The 18,328-nt window shown below is 43.1% G+C and carries 15 protein-coding genes; 14 read left to right on the plus strand and 1 reads right to left on the minus strand.

Annotation, left to right across the window (positions count from 1 at the left end; all coding sequences use genetic code 11):
- The first annotated feature begins 1 nt into the window (after position 1).
- The 10 genes from fabZ to GT508_RS04255 all read left to right on the plus strand — a co-directional run bounded on the left by fabZ (position 2) and on the right by GT508_RS04255 (position 12,087).
- Positions 2-430 carry a 3-hydroxyacyl-ACP dehydratase FabZ gene (gene fabZ, locus GT508_RS04210; RefSeq protein WP_055281842.1) on the plus strand — a complete coding sequence of 143 codons (429 nt, stop codon included), beginning with the start codon at positions 2-4 and terminating at the stop codon, positions 428-430.
- Between the two features lie 30 nt (positions 431-460).
- On the plus strand, positions 461-1,795 hold the full coding sequence (locus tag GT508_RS04215) for an acetyl-CoA carboxylase biotin carboxylase subunit (RefSeq protein WP_161143628.1): 1,335 nt from the start codon (positions 461-463) through the stop codon (positions 1,793-1,795).
- Between the two features lie 12 nt (positions 1,796-1,807).
- Entirely contained in the window at positions 1,808-3,514 is a 1,707-nt protein-coding gene (locus tag GT508_RS04220) for an acetyl-CoA carboxylase carboxyltransferase subunit alpha (RefSeq protein ID WP_161143629.1), read from the plus strand.
- A 49-nt stretch (positions 3,515-3,563) separates the two neighbouring features.
- Complete coding sequence (locus tag GT508_RS04225; protein WP_138376183.1) at positions 3,564-4,634, plus strand: NAD(P)H-dependent flavin oxidoreductase; 1,071 nt, start codon at positions 3,564-3,566, stop codon at positions 4,632-4,634.
- A gap of 57 nt (positions 4,635-4,691) precedes the next feature.
- Positions 4,692-5,144 (plus strand): MarR family winged helix-turn-helix transcriptional regulator, encoded by a 453-nt coding sequence (locus tag GT508_RS04230; RefSeq protein WP_028088536.1) that lies wholly within the window; start codon positions 4,692-4,694, stop codon positions 5,142-5,144.
- 168 nt (positions 5,145-5,312) lie between these two features.
- Entirely contained in the window at positions 5,313-6,041 is a 729-nt protein-coding gene (locus GT508_RS04235; protein ID WP_161143630.1) for an NAD-dependent protein deacylase, read from the plus strand.
- A gap of 70 nt (positions 6,042-6,111) precedes the next feature.
- Positions 6,112-7,347, plus strand: coding sequence for an ABC transporter substrate-binding protein (locus GT508_RS04240; protein WP_243144069.1), 1,236 nt, complete (start codon positions 6,112-6,114; stop codon positions 7,345-7,347).
- Positions 7,344-9,041, plus strand: a complete 1,698-nt coding sequence (locus GT508_RS04245; RefSeq protein ID WP_161143631.1) for a sensor histidine kinase — start codon at positions 7,344-7,346, stop codon at positions 9,039-9,041. The genes GT508_RS04240 and GT508_RS04245 overlap by 4 nt, the downstream gene beginning before the upstream one ends.
- Positions 9,022-10,548 (plus strand): response regulator transcription factor, encoded by a 1,527-nt coding sequence (locus tag GT508_RS04250; RefSeq protein WP_161143632.1) that lies wholly within the window; start codon positions 9,022-9,024, stop codon positions 10,546-10,548. Before GT508_RS04245 ends, GT508_RS04250 begins: the two co-directional genes overlap by 20 nt.
- 96 nt (positions 10,549-10,644) lie before the next feature.
- A complete protein-coding gene (locus GT508_RS04255) occupies positions 10,645-12,087 on the plus strand; it encodes an MFS transporter (RefSeq protein ID WP_006426121.1) in 1,443 nt (480 codons plus the stop codon).
- A gap of 229 nt (positions 12,088-12,316) precedes the next feature.
- On the opposite strand, the gene GT508_RS04260 is transcribed toward GT508_RS04255, so the two are convergent.
- Entirely contained in the window at positions 12,317-13,390 is a 1,074-nt protein-coding gene (locus GT508_RS04260) for a M24 family metallopeptidase (protein ID WP_161143633.1), read from the minus strand.
- Positions 13,391-13,867: 477 nt separating this feature from the next.
- Between GT508_RS04260 and GT508_RS04265 the strand changes: the two genes are divergently transcribed.
- The 4 genes from GT508_RS04265 (at position 13,868) to GT508_RS04280 (ending at position 18,066) form a co-directional block, all read left to right on the plus strand.
- Entirely contained in the window at positions 13,868-14,791 is a 924-nt protein-coding gene (locus tag GT508_RS04265; RefSeq protein ID WP_330576882.1) for a ketopantoate reductase family protein, read from the plus strand.
- Positions 14,788-15,198, plus strand: a complete 411-nt coding sequence (locus GT508_RS04270) for a peptide deformylase (protein ID WP_118378296.1) — start codon at positions 14,788-14,790, stop codon at positions 15,196-15,198. Before GT508_RS04265 ends, GT508_RS04270 begins: the two co-directional genes overlap by 4 nt.
- 122 nt (positions 15,199-15,320) lie before the next feature.
- Positions 15,321-16,418 carry a glycerol dehydrogenase gene (locus GT508_RS04275; RefSeq protein ID WP_055281820.1) on the plus strand — a complete coding sequence of 366 codons (1,098 nt, stop codon included), beginning with the start codon at positions 15,321-15,323 and terminating at the stop codon, positions 16,416-16,418.
- 319 nt (positions 16,419-16,737) lie between these two features.
- On the plus strand, positions 16,738-18,066 hold the full coding sequence (locus GT508_RS04280) for an MATE family efflux transporter (protein WP_118225662.1): 1,329 nt from the start codon (positions 16,738-16,740) through the stop codon (positions 18,064-18,066).
- The last annotated feature ends 262 nt before the right edge of the window (positions 18,067-18,328 follow it).

The following is an 18,328-nucleotide window of genomic DNA, read 5'->3' on the forward strand; positions in this document are numbered from 1 at the left end:
TATGAATCATTTGGATATCAATCAGATAAAAGAAATCATCCCGCACCGCCACCCATTTCTTCTGTTGGATTACATTGAGGATTATGTACCGGGAGAATACGCAGTGGGATATAAATGTGTGTCTTACAGAGAAGAATTCTTCGCCGGACATTTTCCGGAAGAACCGGTGATGCCGGGAGTACTGACTGTGGAAGCGCTGGCGCAGGCCGGTGCGGTTGCAATCTTAAGTCTGGAAGAAAACAAAGGAAAGATTGCATATTTCGGCGGAATCAATAAATGTAAATTCAAAGGTAAGATCGTTCCGGGAGACAAGGTACGTCTGGAGACGAAGATCATCCGGCGAAAAGGACCTGTCGGTGTCGGCGAGGCAGTCGCAAGTGTGGATGGAAAGGTAGTAGTCAGTGCAGAACTGACATTTATGGTTGGATAAACAAAAAGCAGCATAGGAGTGTAAGGAAAGATGATTAAAAAAGTATTGATCGCAAACAGGGGAGAGATTGCAGTGCGTATCATCCGTGCCTGCCGTGAGATGGGAATAGAGACTGTGGCGGTCTATTCCGAGGCAGATAAAGAAGCACTGCACACGAAGCTTGCAGATGAAGCAATCTGCATAGGTCCTGCTCCGTCAAAAGACAGCTATCTCAGTATGGAAAATATCATCAGTGCAACGATCATCAGTGGTGCAGATGCAATTCATCCCGGATTCGGATTCCTGTCTGAGAACAGTAAATTTGCAGAATTATGTGAGCAATGCAATATTACATTCATCGGACCGGATTCCAAAGTCATTGCGAGCCTTGGTAATAAACAGGTTGCGAGAAATACGATGATGGCAGCAGGCGTTCCGGTCATACCTGGAAGTAAGGAACCGGTCTACGATGCAAAGACAGGTGTTGCGTTGGCACAGGAGATCGGCTATCCGGTTATTATAAAAGCTGCCCTTGGCGGCGGAGGAAAAGGCATGCGTACTGCCTGGACACCGGAAGAGTTTGAATCTGCATTTCAGACGGCGCAGAAAGAGACCGAGATGGCATTTGCCGATTCGACGATGTACATTGAACACTTTGTAGAAAATCCAAGACATATTGAGTTCCAGATTCTGGCAGATAAATATGGCAATGTGATCCATCTGGGAGAAAGAGACTGTTCCATCCAGCGTAATCACCAGAAATTGATTGAAGAATCCCCATCTGTTGCATTGTCAGATGAACTGAGAAAAAAGATGGGAGATGCGGCGGTGAAAGCCGCCAAAGCAGCAGGGTATGAGAATGCCGGAACGATCGAGTTCTTATTAGAAAAATCCGGGAACTTTTATTTCATGGAAATGAATACCAGGATCCAGGTGGAGCATCCGGTAACGGAATGGGTAACCGGTGTAGATCTTGTAAAGGAACAGATCCGTATCGCATCCGGACAGAAGCTGTCCTATACACAGGAAGACATTAAACTGACCGGACATGCGATCGAGTGCAGGATCAATGCAGAGAATCCGGAGAAAGGATTCCGCCCGTCTCCGGGAACGATCACGGATATGTATCTTCCGGGAGGAAAGGGAATCCGCATCGATTCTGCAATATACAGTGGTTATACGATTCCGCCATATTATGATTCCATGGTGGCAAAACTGATCGTATGGGCGAAGAACCGTCAGGAAGCAATCCACAAGATGCAGAGTGCGCTGGGTGAGGTCATTATAGAAGGAATTGACACGAATGTGGATTATCAGTATGGAATTGTGAATCATCCGGATTACATTGAGGGAAATATAGATATTGAATTTATTGAAAGACTGTAGAGGTGACTGCTGATGAAGCTGGACAACGTATTTAAGAAAACCAGAATTGCTGTCGGAAGAAAGAATTATATTACATTTACCAGACGACCGGAAGTACCGGAGGGATTACTCCGCAAATGTAACAAGTGTGGAGGAGCAATTATTGCAGAGGATGTAAAGAAAGATCATTACATCTGTCCGAAGTGCGGGGGATATTTCCGCGTGCATGCGAGACGAAGGATCGAGATGGTTACAGATGAAGGTTCTTTTGAAGAGTGGGATTCTGATCTTCAGGGAGGGAATCCTCTGGAATACAAAGGATACGAAGAAAAACTGGAAAAACTGCAGGAAAAGACAGGGCTTTCAGAAGCAGTCATAACAGGAAAAGCAAAGATTGACGGCCGTGAGACGGCTATCGGAGTCTGTGATGGGAGATTTTTGATGGCCAGCATGGGAGAAGCAGTTGGAGAGAAGATAGCAAGGGCAGTAGAGCGGGCAACAGAAGAAAGACTTCCGGTCATCTTATTTGCCTGCTCCGGAGGGGCCCGCATGCAGGAGGGAATCGTCTCTCTGATGCAGATGGCAAAGACATCCGCAGCACTGAAGCACCACAGTGATGCCGGACTTCTTTATATCAGCATACTGACTGATCCCACGACTGGCGGAGTAACCGCAAGCTTTGCGATGCTCGGGGATGTGATCCTGGCAGAGCCAAAAGCTCTGATCGGGTTCGCAGGCCCAAGAGTGATCGAGCAGACCATCGGCCAGAAGCTTCCGGAGGGATTCCAAAGAGCAGAGTTCTTACTGGAACATGGGTTCCTGGATGCCATTGTAGAACGTCCGCAGATGAAAGCAGTACTTTCTAAAATCCTTGCACTTCATGAGAATGGAAAAGGAACAGATTTTAATAGAAAAGAATGTGCTCAGGATCTGGTGGCAGACGGAAGGAAAGAAGAAAAATTAACGGCATGGCAGAGAGTAGAACTTTCCAGACGAAAAGACCGTCCGGTAGGAAGTGATTACATTGATGCGCTCTTTACAGACTTTGTAGAATTCCACGGTGACAGATATTTTGCGGATGACAAAGCAATCATTGGCGGTGTGGCAAGGTTCCATGGTATGCCGGTAACGGTGATCGCACAGGCAAAGGGAAGAAATACGAAAGAAAATATCGAAAGAAACTTCGGCATGCCGGAACCGGAAGGTTATCGAAAAGCATTAAGACTGATGAAACAGGCAGAAAAATTTGCCAGACCTGTCATTTGTCTGGTCGATACACCGGGAGCGTTCTGCGGACTGGAAGCAGAAGAGCGCGGACAGGGAGAAGCGATTGCCAGAAATATCTATGAGATGTCCGGATTAAAGGTTCCGGTCGCATCTATCATTATCGGTGAAGGCGGAAGCGGCGGAGCACTTGCGATGGCAACTGCGGATGAAGTGTGGATGCTGGAGAATTCTATCTATTCGATTCTTTCGCCGGAAGGATTCGCAAGCATTCTATGGAAAGACAGTTCTAAAGCAAAAGAAGCCGCAGAAGTGATGAAGCTGACAGCAGAGAATTTGAAAGCACAGGGAATCGTAGAGCGTGTTTTCGCAGAACCGGAAACATATACGGTTCAGAATATGGATTCTGTGATCATGCAGATAAATGAAGCAATAGAAGAGTTTCTGATGAGATATGGAAGCATGTCAGAACAGGAATTGATAAGACATAGATACGAGCGCTTCAGAAATATGTAATAGGTATGAACACATAGATTCTATAATAAATATGACGAGGAAAAAAGATATGGAAATACAACCATTGAAAATAGGAACAAAGATGGCAAAAGTTCCGGTTATCCAGGGCGGTATGGGAGTAGGGATCAGCCTTGGAAATCTTGCCGGAGCAGTTGCAAAAGAGGGCGGCATAGGGATTATCTCTGCCGCTCAACCCGGCTTTAAAGAAAAAGATTTTGAAAAGAATCCATTAGAAGCAAACTTAAGAGCGGTGAAATCGGAATATGAAAAAGCAAGAAAACTGGCACCGAATGGAATCATAGGATTTAATCTGATGGTTGCCATGGAGCATTATGAAGAATATGTGCATGCGGTGGTAGAAGCAGGCGCAGATCTGATCGTATCGGGAGCGGGACTTCCGACGGAACTTCCGAAATATGTGGGGGATTCGGACATTCTGCTTGCGCCGATCGTATCTACTGCAAAGTCGGCGAATGTCATATTAAAGTACTGGGATAAAAAATATCAAAGAATACCGGATCTGGTAGTGATCGAAGGACCGCTTGCCGGGGGACATTTGGGATTCCGTGAAGATCAGCTGGATGAATATGAAGGACAGGCAATATACGATCAGGAGATTCAGAAAATCAAAGAAATCATACAGAACTATTCGGATAAATACGAAAAGAAGATTCCGATAGCAATCGGTGGAGGAATTCATGACAGCGAAAGCGCCGCACATGCATTTTCCCTTGGGGCAGATGCGATACAAGTGGCAACCAGATTCGTTACAACGGAAGAATGTGACGCAGACATCCGCTATAAAGAAGCATATCTGAATGCCGGAAAAGAAGATATTGTGATCGTAAAAAGTCCTGTGGGAATGCCGGGACGTGCGATTCTGAATCCCTTTATGAAAAAAGTAAAAGAACAGGGCAGGATCGCTCCCGCACATTGTTACCGCTGTCTGAAACACTGTAATCCGGGAACGACACCATATTGTATTACGCAGGCACTGATCAATGCTGCAAAGGGAAATGTCGATGATGCATTACTTTTCTGCGGGGCATATGCATATAGAGCAGATCATCTGGAAACTGTGAAAGAAGTTATTGATTCTCTGATGCCAGAAAGGGTATAATAAAAGACAAGAGTAAAGAATGAAGAGTTAAAGTGAAGGAAATTACAGAAGATGGGAATGGATGACGCATATAAGATGATCAATCAGACACTGGTCAGTCTGATCAATGAAATATGGGAGCTGGAAGAAAAGGCGATTATTACGGACGAGTTCAAGGATCTTACAAATAATGATATGCATGTAATAGAAGCAATCGGACTCGGAGAAGGAAATAATATGTCTTCCATCGCCAGAAAGCTGAATATTACGGTAGGATCCCTTACGACTGCCATGAACAGTCTGGTGAATAAAAGATATGTGGAGCGTCACCGCAGTGAAGAAGACAGAAGAGTCGTTCTTGTCAAGCTGACAGAAAAAGGTGTAAAGGCTTACCATCATCACGAAGATTACCACAGACAGATGACACAGGCTATCCTGGACAAACTGGATGATACCGAACTTCCGGTACTTGTGAAGACACTGGATGCATTATCTGAATTCTTTACCGGGTATAGTGAGAATAAGGAATGATGGAGTTATCTTCCAAATCTGCATGAAGTAGCTGCATGGATCGAGAAAGAGAATAACAAATAAGAAGATAGAAAGTGACTGTCATGCAGCCTTAACAGGTTGTGGGCAGTTTTTTCTGCATATGTCAGAAATACAAAATTAAATTCACAGAATTCAGGAGGAATAGCAATGTACGAAAAAGAAGCAGAACAATTACAGACAATTATTGATGACAGTGAAAGAATTGTATTTTTCGGAGGTGCAGGTGTCTCTACAGAGAGTGATATTCCGGATTTCCGAAGTGCGGATGGATTATACCGGCAGAAGTATAAGTATTCACCGGAACAGATCGTAAGCCACAGTTTCTTCGTACAGAACCCGGAAGGATTCTATGAATTCTATAAGGAGAAGATGATGTTCCTGGATGCGAAACCGAATGCTGCACATCGCAAGCTTGCAGAACTAGAAGCGGCCGGCAAATTAACTGCCGTGATCACGCAGAATATTGACGGACTTCATCAGGAGGCAGGAAGCAAAAATGTACTGGAACTGCACGGAAGTATTCATCGCAATTACTGCATGAAATGCCATAAATTCTACGATGCGGCTTATGTAAAACATGCAGACGGAATCCCGAGATGCAGCTGCGGTGGAATGCTCAAACCGGATGTTGTACTCTATGAGGAAGGTCTTGATTCTAATGTGATCAATAAGAGTGTGAAGGCAATAAGTGAAGCAGATACGCTGATCATAGGTGGCACATCACTGATCGTTTATCCGGCAGCAGGATTTATTGATTATTTCAGAGGAAAACATCTGGTGGTGATCAATAAGGGTGCAACAGCCAGAGAAGTTGGTGCGGAGTTGACGATTGCGGCACCGATCGGGGAGATACTGGGACAGATAAAGGTACAGTAGTAAGCGCTGGAAGTACTAAGTGCCAAAAGTAGTAAGGACTGGAAAAGAACTTAAAAACTGGAGAAAGAAGATGAAGAGAACAGGAAAATACATTTCTGTCTGCCTGTGTGCAGTAATGATCGCTTCCATGTTCATGTGCGGAGGCTGCCAGAAACAAGAGAAAACAAAAATAACAAAGAAAAAACAAATCGAACTGTGGCATTACTGGGACATCCCGGGAAACCAGCAGCATCTGGAAGAACTGGTAGATCAGTTTAACCAGTCACAAGATAAAATAGAAGTTAAGGTATCCTACATACCGGATGAAGATTTCAAGAAACAGCTGGCATTGTCCATGTCGGAAGAAAAAATGCCGGATATTGCGTTGGTGGATTCTTCGGATTTTCAATTTCTCCATCAGATGAAACCATTTGCAGATCTGACAGATGAGATCCCGGAATTACAGGAGTATTCAGAAAAAGCGCTGGCACCATGTTCTGCGGATGGAAGAATCTATGGACAGCCGTTTGGAGTGAACTGTACGGCGATGTTTTATAATAAGAAGATTCTGGAGAAAGCAGGATGCAAGATTCCGGAGAATTGGGAAGAATTCAAAGAGGTTGCGGAGAAGGTCAGTGATAAAACGATAAAAGGCTTCGCGATCACGGCACTGCAGACAGAGGAAAGTATGTATGAGTTTCTTCCGATTCTGTGGTCTATGGGTGGAGATATCCATAGCATCAATACAGCAACCGGGCAGCAGGCATTTTTATTCTTAAAAGAGATGGAGCAGGAAGGAAGCTTAAGTCTGCAGAGTATTTCCCTTACGATGGGAGATCTGACGAATCAGTTTATAAAGGGAAAGATCGCAATGATGTTCAATTCCTCTATGGCAATCGACAGTATCCGTGAAGGCAATCCGGATCTTGAATTTGGTGTTGCGGCGATTCCATGCGGAAATCCACAGGTTACGGTGGCCGGAGGAGAGATTCTGGCGGTGGCAGATAATGAAAATAAGGAATATGCGATTCAGTTTTTGAAATTTCTTGCGGACAAAAAGCGGATGAAAGAGTACATAGATGAGTTCGGATTTCTTGCACCAAGGCAGGAGATTATGCAGCAACAGTTTGAAAATGATAAGGAAAAAGGGACATTTATAGATCTGTATCAGAATGCCAGGACAAGGGAGATCAGCAGAAACTGGCCGCAGATCTCACTGACACTTTCGGATACCTTAAGAGAAATCCTGGTAAATGAAAACGATTCACAGACTATACTGGACAAAAGTGCAGAAAAGATAGAGAGTATTGGAGCAGAAAACAGATGAAAAAGAGAAAGAAAAATCTCCGGCAGATATTAATACCGGCATTTATCATTACGGCATGTATTCCGCTTGCTATTTTTGCACTGATATCGCAGGAGAGATTAAAGACAAGTACATTAGAGAATATGAACAATCAGGCAGAGGCTGACTTGCAGAAAGCAAATCAGAGCCTGAATATGACGCTGGATAAATACGAAACGTTACTTTATGCTATTACAACAGATGAAGAATTTCTGAGCCTTGTAGTAAATGCAAATGATTCGGAAGAAATTCCGGAAGCGGATGCATATAATATGAGAAGAGATTTTGCCCATATCTGTAATAGAAATGAAGGAGTTGACGGAATCCAGCTTGTGCTTTCAGACAAGAGGCGGATATTTTACGACCGACTGTCGTCATCTTCGGTGAATAGTACATGGATGGAAAAGGTAAAAATTCCGGATGAGACAAAGCTGCTGTCCTATGATGTTGATAAAGATACGGACAATCCTGAGCGTATGTTTCATATCGGGAGAAAGGTGGTTAATTACTGGGATATCAGTGAGGATCTAGGATATGTAATCCTGTCTGTCAATTTGGATGAACTGGAATCGGTATTAAGCGCAGGAAAAGGGTCCAGAGTATATCTTGTGAAAGACGGAGTGATCGTAGGGGCAGAAGATACAAAGATGCTTGGCCGGCAAGAGAAGGCTTTGGATAGTGCAAAGGTTAATCAGAAGGCAATCAAAAATGCCAGAAGCGGCTGGTCAATCCTCTTATGTCAGTCGATTCGTGAATATCAGAAAGCAATTGAAGAACAGGTGATATTCTGGATCATGGTAGCGCTTGCTGTTCTGCTGATCTTTGTCCTTCTGATCTATCGTGTTACCAAACCGGTCATGATATCGGTAAATGACATTGTGGATGCAATGAAAAATCTCGAAAAAGATAATTTCCGGGAAAAGCTTGAAGTCAAAGAAAAAGACAGTACAGAGATTCAGGAAATATCTGAAGGATTTAATGAAATGTCGGAACGTATCCACAATTTGATCGGACAGGTAAAAGAATCGGCAATGGAGCAGAAGAATGCAGAAATCTCTGCATTAGAGGCTCAGATCGATCCACATTTCCTTTATAATATTCTGGATACGATCAACTGGAAAGCAATTGAGAATGAACAATATGAGATCAGCGAGATGTTGGTGGCACTTGCGGACATCCTGCGCTATGCGATCAATGATGCCGGTGAATTTACCACAATTGATGCGGAAAAAGGATGGCTGGAAAAATACATCCTTCTCCAGCAGGAAAAACTGGGAGAAGAGATTGAACTGGAATTTAAAATTCAAGATTCGTACGGGAAATGCAAGATTCACAAGATGCTGCTGCAGCCATTTGTGGAAAATGCGATCAAATATAGTTTCCGTGGTTATGAAGGAGCACATCGTCTGACGATCGAGGTATCCAAAGCGGAAGAACAGATGCATATTATTATCGCAAACAACGGCCGGCATATAGAAGAAGATCAGTTGAAAGACCTGAATATGGGAAAAGAGATCAAGAATCATTTTGGAATCTCGAATGTAAGAAAACGTCTGAAACTTTATTACGGAGAAGATGCAGTGATTTATTTTGAAAATGTATCTCCAAGTGGAGTGAAAGTACATTTGTTTGTGCCATTGCAGGAGGAACAAAAAGATGAAGATAGCAGTTATTGAAGATGAAAAACCGATCAGAGAAGGACTTGTACATATTTTAAATAAGATAAGTCCGGAATATCAGGTCGTAGGCAGTGCGGAGAATGGAGCAGAAGGACTGATACTTCTGGAAGAGGAAATGCCGGATCTGATCATGCTGGATATCCAGATGCCGGATATGGATGGACTGCAGATGCTGAAAGAAGCACGGGCAAGAGGAATCTATACAAAAGTGATTATTCTTACAGCCTACTCGGATTTCAGCTATGCGAAAAAAGCAATCGAACTGGGAATTGAAAATTATCTGCTAAAACCGGTGAATCTGACAGAACTAAAGAAAACGCTGGAAAAAATTAAAGAAGAGTTATTTGTAGAACAGAGGGGAAAGAATTCTCTTTCATTGGAAAAGATTCTGAAGGATATCCTGGATGGTGAATATGAGAAGAATGAAAGGCTGGACGCTGTGCTGGCAGATAATTATGGAATCATTCAGGGACACAGCCTGTATTGTATGTACATTTTCCTTGGAAAATGTTATGAAAGTGAGAAGAAAGAAGTCGGATTATTTCTGGAGGAATTGAAAGAACACAATCCGGAATGGAAACTGTGCTGGCTGCCTCGTGAAAAACAACAGGCCGCATTGGTCTGCTTTTATGGTGAGGAAGATGTCAGTAAATTATTGAAATACGTAAAACATTCGGTAGTACCGGCATGTTCCGTAAGACTGCATGACCGTGGCGTATTTACATGGAAGGAATGTAAGGGACTTAACAGACTGACTGAGACAGAGCTGGAATTAGAAAAGGCATGTGGCTGGCATCTGATACTCGGAGACAGGGTATTGATTGAATGCGAGAAAATTCTACAGATGAGAACGTATCAGTTCATTTATCCGGCAGAGCTTGAAAACAGGGCCAGAAGTGCAGTAATACATATGAATGCAGAAGAATTTACCGGTTGTTTTCAGAAATTCATGAAATATGGACGCATAGAAGTACACAGTCCACAGGAACTCAGAGAAGTGTGTATCCGTTTCGCATATGCGATAATCAATACAGCCAAGGAGTGTGGCACATTGCGGGATGAGGAATTGATGGTTCAGAGAGTGTTAAAGACAATCTTAGGTGCAGTTTCTTGGGAGGAGATAGAAGCAGTCATGATGGAATTATTCTCCAGCATCGAGATAAGTCAGATCAACCAGACATCTTCTGAATATCTGGTACAAAAAGCACTGATAATTATGAAAGAATGTTATAGTGACGGGATTACTTTGGAAGAAACAGCCAGAAGACTTCATGTTACAGAGCAATATCTGGGAACACAATTAAAGAAAGAAACGGGGACTTCCTTTACGGAGACGGTACGAAAATTTAAAATCATGCATGTGAAAGAATTACTTCTGGATACAGATCTGAAATTAAATCAGATAGCTGCAATGACTGGATTTTCCAATCCAAAGTATATGAGTAAAGTATTTAAACAGGAAGAAGGGATGCTTCCAAATGAATACAGGCGGATTAATGCATAACAGTTTATAAAATTACTCCTTTCCGAAAAAATTGCTCCTTTTTAAAATTTGGATTCTGATATAGTGGGTTCAGAACAAAAAAGAGGAGGAATTAAGATGGAAGCGGTTGATAAAATATCCGTCGGAGTGAGTAAAGAAAAAGCCGGACAGAATACACAGGAAGCCATCACAGAGAATGCGGATGGAATGAAAGTATCTCTGGGAGAGAAAATCTGTTATGGAGTAGGTGATATCGGAGCAAATCTGGTATGGACAACGGTAGCCTCTTTCCTGACGATATATTGTACTGATGTGGCAGGTATTGCTGCAGGAGTAGTAGGAACACTGATGCTGATCGCCAGATTATTCGATGGCGTATCGGATCTTTTTATGGGAATCATTATAGATAAGACGAACACCAGATGGGGAAAAGCCCGTCCGTGGGTACTCTGGAGTGCGCCACCGCTGGTCATCAGCCTGATCATGATCTTTACAGTACCGGACCTTGGTGCAAATGGAAAAGCAATTTACCTGTTACTTGTATACATATTCCTTGCAGCGGTATGCTTTACAGCATCTAACCTTTCTTATAATACAATGCTTTCACTGGTAACCACAGAGCAGCACGACAGAAATGTCATGAACACGATCCGTTTTGAATTTACCATGATTGCACAGCTTGTGATTAACGTGATCACGATTCCACTGGTACATTTCCTTGGAAACGGACAGCGTGGCTGGACATGCATGAGTATCGTGTATGCAATCGTAGCACTTGGAATGTTCATCACAACATTTGCCGGAACAAAAGAAAGATACAAACCAATCAAAAAAGAAACAACAGCGAAGAAGAAGACACATCCGCTGAAAACAATTAAGATCCTTTGCAGAAATAAATACTTTATCCTGATCACACTTGCATTTGCAGTGATCTATACATCGCTTGGATTAACCGGAGGATCCAGAATCTACTATGCAAAATACGTATTAGGGGATGAGATGCTGAACAGTACAATGACCATGTTCAACTATATCCCGACCATCCTTACGATTATGTTGATCCCGGTATTTACAAAAAGATTCGGAAAGATCAAAGCACTGTTTGTAGGATTCTTATTCTACGCAGCAGGACTGGTGCTTGAAATCGCAGGACCTGTTAATCTTCCAATGATTTACACAGGTCTGGTGTTACAGGGAATCGGACATGCGGCATTGTATTCATGCCTGTTCGCAATTGTCGGAGATGTCGTAGATTACAGTGAATGGAAAGACGGAATCCGTGAAGAAGGAATTACTTATAGTGTGACAAGCTTCGGACAGAAGATCGGAACCGGACTTGGAACAGCAGCACTTGGATGGATCCTGGCAGCCGGACATTATGACGGAACAGCAGCCGTTCAGTCAGCAAGTGCAATCTTCGCAATCAAAGGACTGTTCCTGTATCTGCCACTGGTGATTACAGTGATCGTTCTTATCATCTGGTACTTATTCATGGGAATTGATAAGATCTATCCGACAGTCAGAAAAGAACTGGATGAGCGTAGAGAAAAGGCTGAGTAAGAAAAAGCTGAGCAAGAGAAAGCCGAGTCAGAAAATATAGAATAGAAAATGTGAACTTGAATGGTAATTAGGAATAAGCCGGAAGATGTAATGTCTTCCGGCTTATTTTAATCGCCATGCGTTCGGAAGAAGCTGCCGGTGGCAGGTTCTGTAGATACAGAAAACTTTGGCACATAAAAAGGCAGGAAATGAAGTCCTGCCTTTAAAAAATAATATGTAAGATTTAAAATTAACCAACAATGCGGTATTTCTTATCTACAGCATTCAGAAGTTCATGTCCGTCTTCTGTTACGAGAACAAGGTCCTCAACACGAACACCGTATTTTCCTTCGAGGTAGATACCAGGCTCGATAGAGAAGATCATACCAGGCTCAGCTACATTCTTGTTGATCGGGCTTACATCACCATACTCGTGATCTTCCTGTCCGATGAAGTGTCCAAGACGGATTCTCCAATATTCGCTGTATCCGGCTTCGTCGATCAGATCTCTTGCCTGAGCGTCGATATCACAGAAACGTACACCAGGTTTGATAACGGCTTCAGCTTTCTCAACGGCTGTACGAACCAGATCATGGATAGCAGCCTGCTCATCGTCTACGCTCTTGCAGTAGAATGTTCTTGTCATATCTGAGCAGTAACCATTCCAGATACATCCCATATCGATCAGGACACATTCTCCGGCTTTCAGAGTTCTTGTCTCACTTGGTGTATGGTGCTGGTCAGCAGCGTTAGCTCCGAAACATACGATGGTATCAAAGCTTACTCCGCTTGCTCCTTCTTTCAGGTACTCAGCATCGATGAAGTCCGCAACTTCTTTCTCTGTCATACCTTCTTTGATGAAATTAGCAACTCTTTCCATAACCGTATCATTGATTACAGATGCATGTTTCATGATCTCGATCTCCTCAGCGTTTTTAACAGCACGAACACCGTCTACGCAGTCAGATCCCCATACAGTCTTCATCTCAGGGCAGCGCTCCTGAAGTGGAATGAGGAAACGTGCAGGCCATGTCTTGTCAATACCAAGAGTGCTCTTTGTATCGATGTGCTCCATCAGAACACCGATCTGGTCATCCATGTCACTGAACCATACTTCTTCGAATCCTGTATTTGATACATAATACAGATAGTTCAGGAATAATGTATGTTTTCCACTTGTTCTAAGTAACAGGGCATATAATCTTTCCCCAGGATTTACCATGATTCCTGTTAAAAAGCGGATGCTCAGTGGATCAGATACCAGTAACTGATCAATTCCTTTCTCTTTCATTTTTTCCAATACGCGGCTAATTCTTTCGTCCATTGTTAAAATGCTCCTTCCTGTGCGTTTTGTTAAAAATCCTATTTAAGATAATAACATGAATTGGTTAAAATGACTAGAATTTTAGTGAATTTAAAGGATTAATTTTTGAAATGTTCTGACAACAATTTCTAATGGGCCAGTGTGGACGGAGTTTGTGGCTTTTTGTGTCCCCTCCGGTAATTTTGTAAAAAAATAGGACTGCATTGTTTGGGAGGAGTGCAGTCCTGAGGAAAAAGTTATGAAAAAGATTTAAAGTGTTTGTTCTTTCGAACAATTCTTAGTATAGAAGGAATATGTGATGAAAGTGTGATGGAATTAGGAAGAAATTGTTAACAAATGAAAAACAGAAAATAGAATACAATCAGTGGTACCATAAACGGGAACAATGTTGAAATCCAAAAGTCCGGGTGTTAGAATTACAACAGATGCTATAACAGAAGATATATATATCAAAGAATACAAGAAACCATACAGAACATACGAATATACACCAAGGAGGAATACACCATGCGGATCCTAATCTACGGCGCTGGAGTCATCGGAAGCTTCTACGCATCCAGATTCGCCAAAGCGGGACTGGATGTAACAGTCTTAGCAAGAGGGCAGCGGTTAAAAGAATTACAGGGACACGGTCTATGGTACAGAGGCAAGACAAGAACGCATAAAGTTGAGGTTAAGACGATCAGTGAGTTAAAACCGGATGACCGCTACCAGTTTATTTTCCTGACCGTACGTGAGAATCAAGTAGAAGAAGCACTGGAAGATATCAGTAAGAATAAAAGTCCGAATATTGTCACGATGATTAATACGATCAAACCATATGGCAGATGGGAGAAAATCTGCGGAAAAGGCAGGATCCTTCCGGCATTTCCGGGAGCGGGCGGCTGTATCGAAGGTGGGATTCTGGATGCACAGCTTCTGCCAAGAGCAATCCAGCCGACAACATTCGGTGAGATCGGAGGAAGAAAGAGCAGCAGGGAAGAAGCACTGGCATACATATTTAGAAAAAGCCACATTCCATATCAGATCGTTCCGGAAATGCATCACTGGCAGATCTCACATCTTGGCGTGATCATTCCGCTGGCAGATGCTTATTACCAGAGCAGGCATCCGGAAAAAATCTGTGCAAATGAAAAATTGATGACGCTGACAGCTTATCGGATGAAAAAGAACCTGAAGTGGATCGCCCAGAAGGGAATGTTGTGCCCTGCAAAGCTCTATATGATCAAAGATATGCCGACAGGAATGCTGGCAGGGGTTCTAAGCAGAGTATATCAGAGTGAATTTGGCAACAGATTTCTTTACCGACATGCGATGCATGCACCGGAAGAATTCCAGCGGCTGCACCAAGAATTTTATAATTATATGAAAACGCATACGAAAGAGAGTAACAAAGCATGATAAGACCGATTATGAAAGACATATTTTTCCTGAACCAGAGATCCGAGCCGGCAACAGAGGCGGACAAGCAGGTTGCAGTGGATTTGTTAGATACATTGAAAGCGCACGAGGAAGGCTGTGTCGGCATGGCAGCGAATATGATCGGAGTGAAGAAATGTATCATAGCCGTTAATATGGGATTCATGAATATGGCAATGTTCAATCCGAAGATTGTAAAACGTTTCGGAAAATATGAGACGGAAGAAGGCTGCCTTTCCCTTACCGGTGTGAGAAAATGCACTCGATATCAGGAGATTGAAGTAGAATATCAGGACATGAATTTCAAAAAGCAGAGACAGAAATATACCGGATGGACGGCACAGATTATTCAGCATGAGATAGATCACTGTCAGGGTATAGTGATATGACACTAAGAAAAGTAAATGTTTTCCTCCTGTTTTATTGACACAACTGTATCGATAGCATACAATAAAACCAGATTGTTAATAAAATAACATATAAAACGTGAAGATTACAGGAGGGTAATAGCATGGCAAAGATTTTATGTAGTCCAAGTAAATATGTACAGGGTGCAGGTGAGCTGAAGAAGCTGGGTGAATATGCTCAGAAGTATGGCAAAAAAGCACTTGTACTGATCACAGAATCAGGATATAAACGTATCGGGGACGTTGTAAATACCGGATTTGAAGGATACGAGATCACACCTGTGTACGAGTATTTCAACAGAGAATGCAGTAAGAATGAGATCAACCGACTGGTAGACATCATGAATGAGAAGGGCTGTGATGTCGTGATCGGTATCGGCGGTGGTAAGATCCTGGACACGGCCAAGGCAGTTGCTTATTATAAAGAAGCACCGGTTCTGATCTGTCCGACGATCGCCTCAACAGATGCACCTTGCAGCGCACTGTCTGTTATTTATACAGATGCTGGTGTATTCGAAGAGTACTTATTCCTTCCGGCCAACCCGGACATGGTTCTGATGGATACTGAGATCATTGCAAAATCACCGGTAAGACTTACCGTTTCCGGAATGGGTGATGCGCTGGCAACATATTTTGAAGCAAGAGCCTGTCAGGTAAGCGGAGCAACGACATGTGCGGGTGGACAGGTCACACAGGCAGCAATCGCACTTGCAAAACTCTGTTTTGATACGCTGATGGCAGAAGGAGTAAAGGCAAAACTTGCTTTGGAAGCAGGAGCATGTACACCGGCTGTAGAAAAAGTCATCGAAGCCAATACATTGCTGAGTGGTATCGGATTTGAGAGTGGCGGACTTGCAGGAGCGCACGCAATTCATAATGGATTTACCGTACTGGATGAGTGCCATCACATGTATCATGGCGAGAAAGTCGCATTTGGAACGATTACACAGCTGGTACTGGAGAACATTCCGGCAGAAGAACTGGAAGATATCATCGATTGGTGTATCGAACTGGGACTGCCTGTGACATTAAAAGAACTGGGAATCACAGAAGTAACAGATGAGAAGCTGATGGCAGTTGCAACGGCAGCCTGTGCAGAGAACGACACGCTTCACAATATGCCATTCGAGGTAACACCGGAGACTGTATGTGCAGCAATCAAAGCAGCAGATGCATACGGTAAATATTTCCTCGGAGAATAATATATAATCCAAATACATAATCTAACAGGAAATGCTTTCCAAGAACGGGAGAAGGATAAAGTCACATCCGTCCGTTTTGGAAAGCATTTCATTTTAGAGGAATAAGATTTGTTAAAAACTCACGGGATCAGTGGTTGACATTCATCAAAAGATAATGCTATAATGTCCCTCTAAAACATGTGTGGATTTTTCTGGAGCAATCTATTTTTCGCCACATGACTGATGCGTTCGGTCATGTGGCTTTTTTAGTGCATAGAAATCATAAAATCCATAATAAAATTGATATGTTATGTATGTGGAAAAAGAAAGGGGAAATTATATGGATCAGACATATATGAAAGAACAGCCGGTGTTAAAACTGATATTGTCAATGGCACTGCCGATGGTGCTTTCTATGATGGTGAGTTCACTTTACAATATTGTGGACAGCTTCTTCATCGCCAGGATCAGCGAAGATGCCATGACGGCATTATCACTGGTGTATCCAGTGCAGAATCTAGTCAATGCTGTGATGATCGGATTTGGAATCGGAATCAATGCGGTCATCTCATTTTACCTGGGAGCTCAGGATAAAGAGATGGCAGACAGGGCAGCAACACAGGGAATGCTGCTCGGAACCATTCACGGAATCGGTTTTATGATTTTGGGAATTGCCGTAATGAGACCGTTTTTACAGATGTTTACGGGAAATGCACAGATCGTGGACTATGGTGTGCGTTATTCAAGAATTGCATTTTTATTTGCCACAGCATTATCTTGGCAACTGGTATTTGAGAAGACATTTCAGGCAGTCGGCCGTATGGTAGAGTCGATGACCTGTATGATGTCAGGTGCGGTCATCAACATTATCCTGGATCCGGTCATGATCTTCGGACTCGGACCATTCCCGAAGATGGGAATCGAAGGAGCCGCACTTGCAACAGGAATCGGACAGGCAGCAGCGGCACTGCTGTATCTGATCCTTTATATCGCGAATCCGCTTCCAGTGAAATACAGAAAGAAATATCTGAAGGTGGACCTTAGATTATGGAAGAAGTTATACGTGATCGGAATTCCGGCAAGTCTGAACCTGGCACTTCCGTCACTGTTGATCTCTGTATTGAATGTAATACTTACAGGCTATGGGGAAGTCTATGTATTCGTTCTCGGAGTCTATTATAAGCTGCAGACCTTCCTGTACCTTCCGGCAAATGGAATCGTGCAGGGAATGCGTCCGCTTCTCGGATATAATTACGGAGCGGGAGAGCATAAGCGTGTACATAAGATCTTTCGGGACGGCCTGATCCTGGTACTCGTGATGATGACGGTCGGAACGGTAATCTGCCTGGCAGTTCCGGGACAGCTGATGGGGCTATTTACGGCGAATCCGGTAACGATGCAGGCGGGAAGTGTGGCACTCAGAGTCATCAGTCTTGGCTTCATTGCTTCATCCGTATCGGTTATCTGCAGCGGTGCACTGGAAGGTCTTGGAAAAGGTGTGCATTCACTGATCATTTCGTTATGCAGATATGTGGTTGTGATCATTCCGGCAGCATTTATTGTGAGCCGTTTTATGGGAGCGGTCGGAGTATGGCATGCGTTCTGGATCACGGAGGCTGTTACGGCGGCGATCTCATATATGGTGTATCGGAAAGGTGTGAAGGGATAGCAGAGATAAAAAATCACGAAGCAAAAGTTTTTTTGATGCACAAGTATAATATTGTATGATAAAATAGTAAGAAACAGGAAAGCAGAAAAGAAAATAGAATAGAATATACAAGGACGACTCTGACTGCAAGGCAGCATCCCGAGCAGGAATAGTTAAGAACTTCCTTATTTCTGACACATGGTATTTCTATACCATGTATTCGCATTATGCATTGGAAAAAACAAAAAAGAGCATTTTGTATACAGAATAAGGCGGCTTCAGA

The sequence above is a fragment of the Dorea sp. BIOML-A1 genome, assembly GCF_009875615.1.
Taxonomy (GTDB): domain Bacteria; phylum Bacillota; class Clostridia; order Lachnospirales; family Lachnospiraceae; genus Dorea_A; species Dorea_A amylophila.

What these genes read in the sequence shown, in the direction of transcription:
- fabZ (WP_055281842.1), top strand. Translation starts at nt 2, where the DNA reads ATGAATCATTTGGATATCAATCAGATAAAAGAAATCATCCCGCACCGC.
- GT508_RS04215 (WP_161143628.1), top strand. Translation starts at nt 461, where the DNA reads ATGATTAAAAAAGTATTGATCGCAAACAGGGGAGAGATTGCAGTGCGT.
- GT508_RS04220 (WP_161143629.1), top strand. Translation starts at nt 1,808, where the DNA reads ATGAAGCTGGACAACGTATTTAAGAAAACCAGAATTGCTGTCGGAAGA.
- GT508_RS04225 (WP_138376183.1), top strand. Translation starts at nt 3,564, where the DNA reads ATGGAAATACAACCATTGAAAATAGGAACAAAGATGGCAAAAGTTCCG.
- GT508_RS04230 (WP_028088536.1), top strand. Translation starts at nt 4,692, where the DNA reads ATGGATGACGCATATAAGATGATCAATCAGACACTGGTCAGTCTGATC.
- GT508_RS04235 (WP_161143630.1), top strand. Translation starts at nt 5,313, where the DNA reads ATGTACGAAAAAGAAGCAGAACAATTACAGACAATTATTGATGACAGT.
- GT508_RS04240 (WP_243144069.1), top strand. Translation starts at nt 6,112, where the DNA reads ATGAAGAGAACAGGAAAATACATTTCTGTCTGCCTGTGTGCAGTAATG.
- GT508_RS04245 (WP_161143631.1), top strand. Translation starts at nt 7,344, where the DNA reads ATGAAAAAGAGAAAGAAAAATCTCCGGCAGATATTAATACCGGCATTT.
- GT508_RS04250 (WP_161143632.1), top strand. Translation starts at nt 9,022, where the DNA reads ATGAAGATAGCAGTTATTGAAGATGAAAAACCGATCAGAGAAGGACTT.
- GT508_RS04255 (WP_006426121.1), top strand. Translation starts at nt 10,645, where the DNA reads ATGGAAGCGGTTGATAAAATATCCGTCGGAGTGAGTAAAGAAAAAGCC.
- GT508_RS04260 (WP_161143633.1), bottom strand. Translation starts at nt 13,390, where the DNA reads ATGGACGAAAGAATTAGCCGCGTATTGGAAAAAATGAAAGAGAAAGGA.
- GT508_RS04270 (WP_118378296.1), top strand. Translation starts at nt 14,788, where the DNA reads ATGATAAGACCGATTATGAAAGACATATTTTTCCTGAACCAGAGATCC.
- GT508_RS04275 (WP_055281820.1), top strand. Translation starts at nt 15,321, where the DNA reads ATGGCAAAGATTTTATGTAGTCCAAGTAAATATGTACAGGGTGCAGGT.
- GT508_RS04280 (WP_118225662.1), top strand. Translation starts at nt 16,738, where the DNA reads ATGGATCAGACATATATGAAAGAACAGCCGGTGTTAAAACTGATATTG.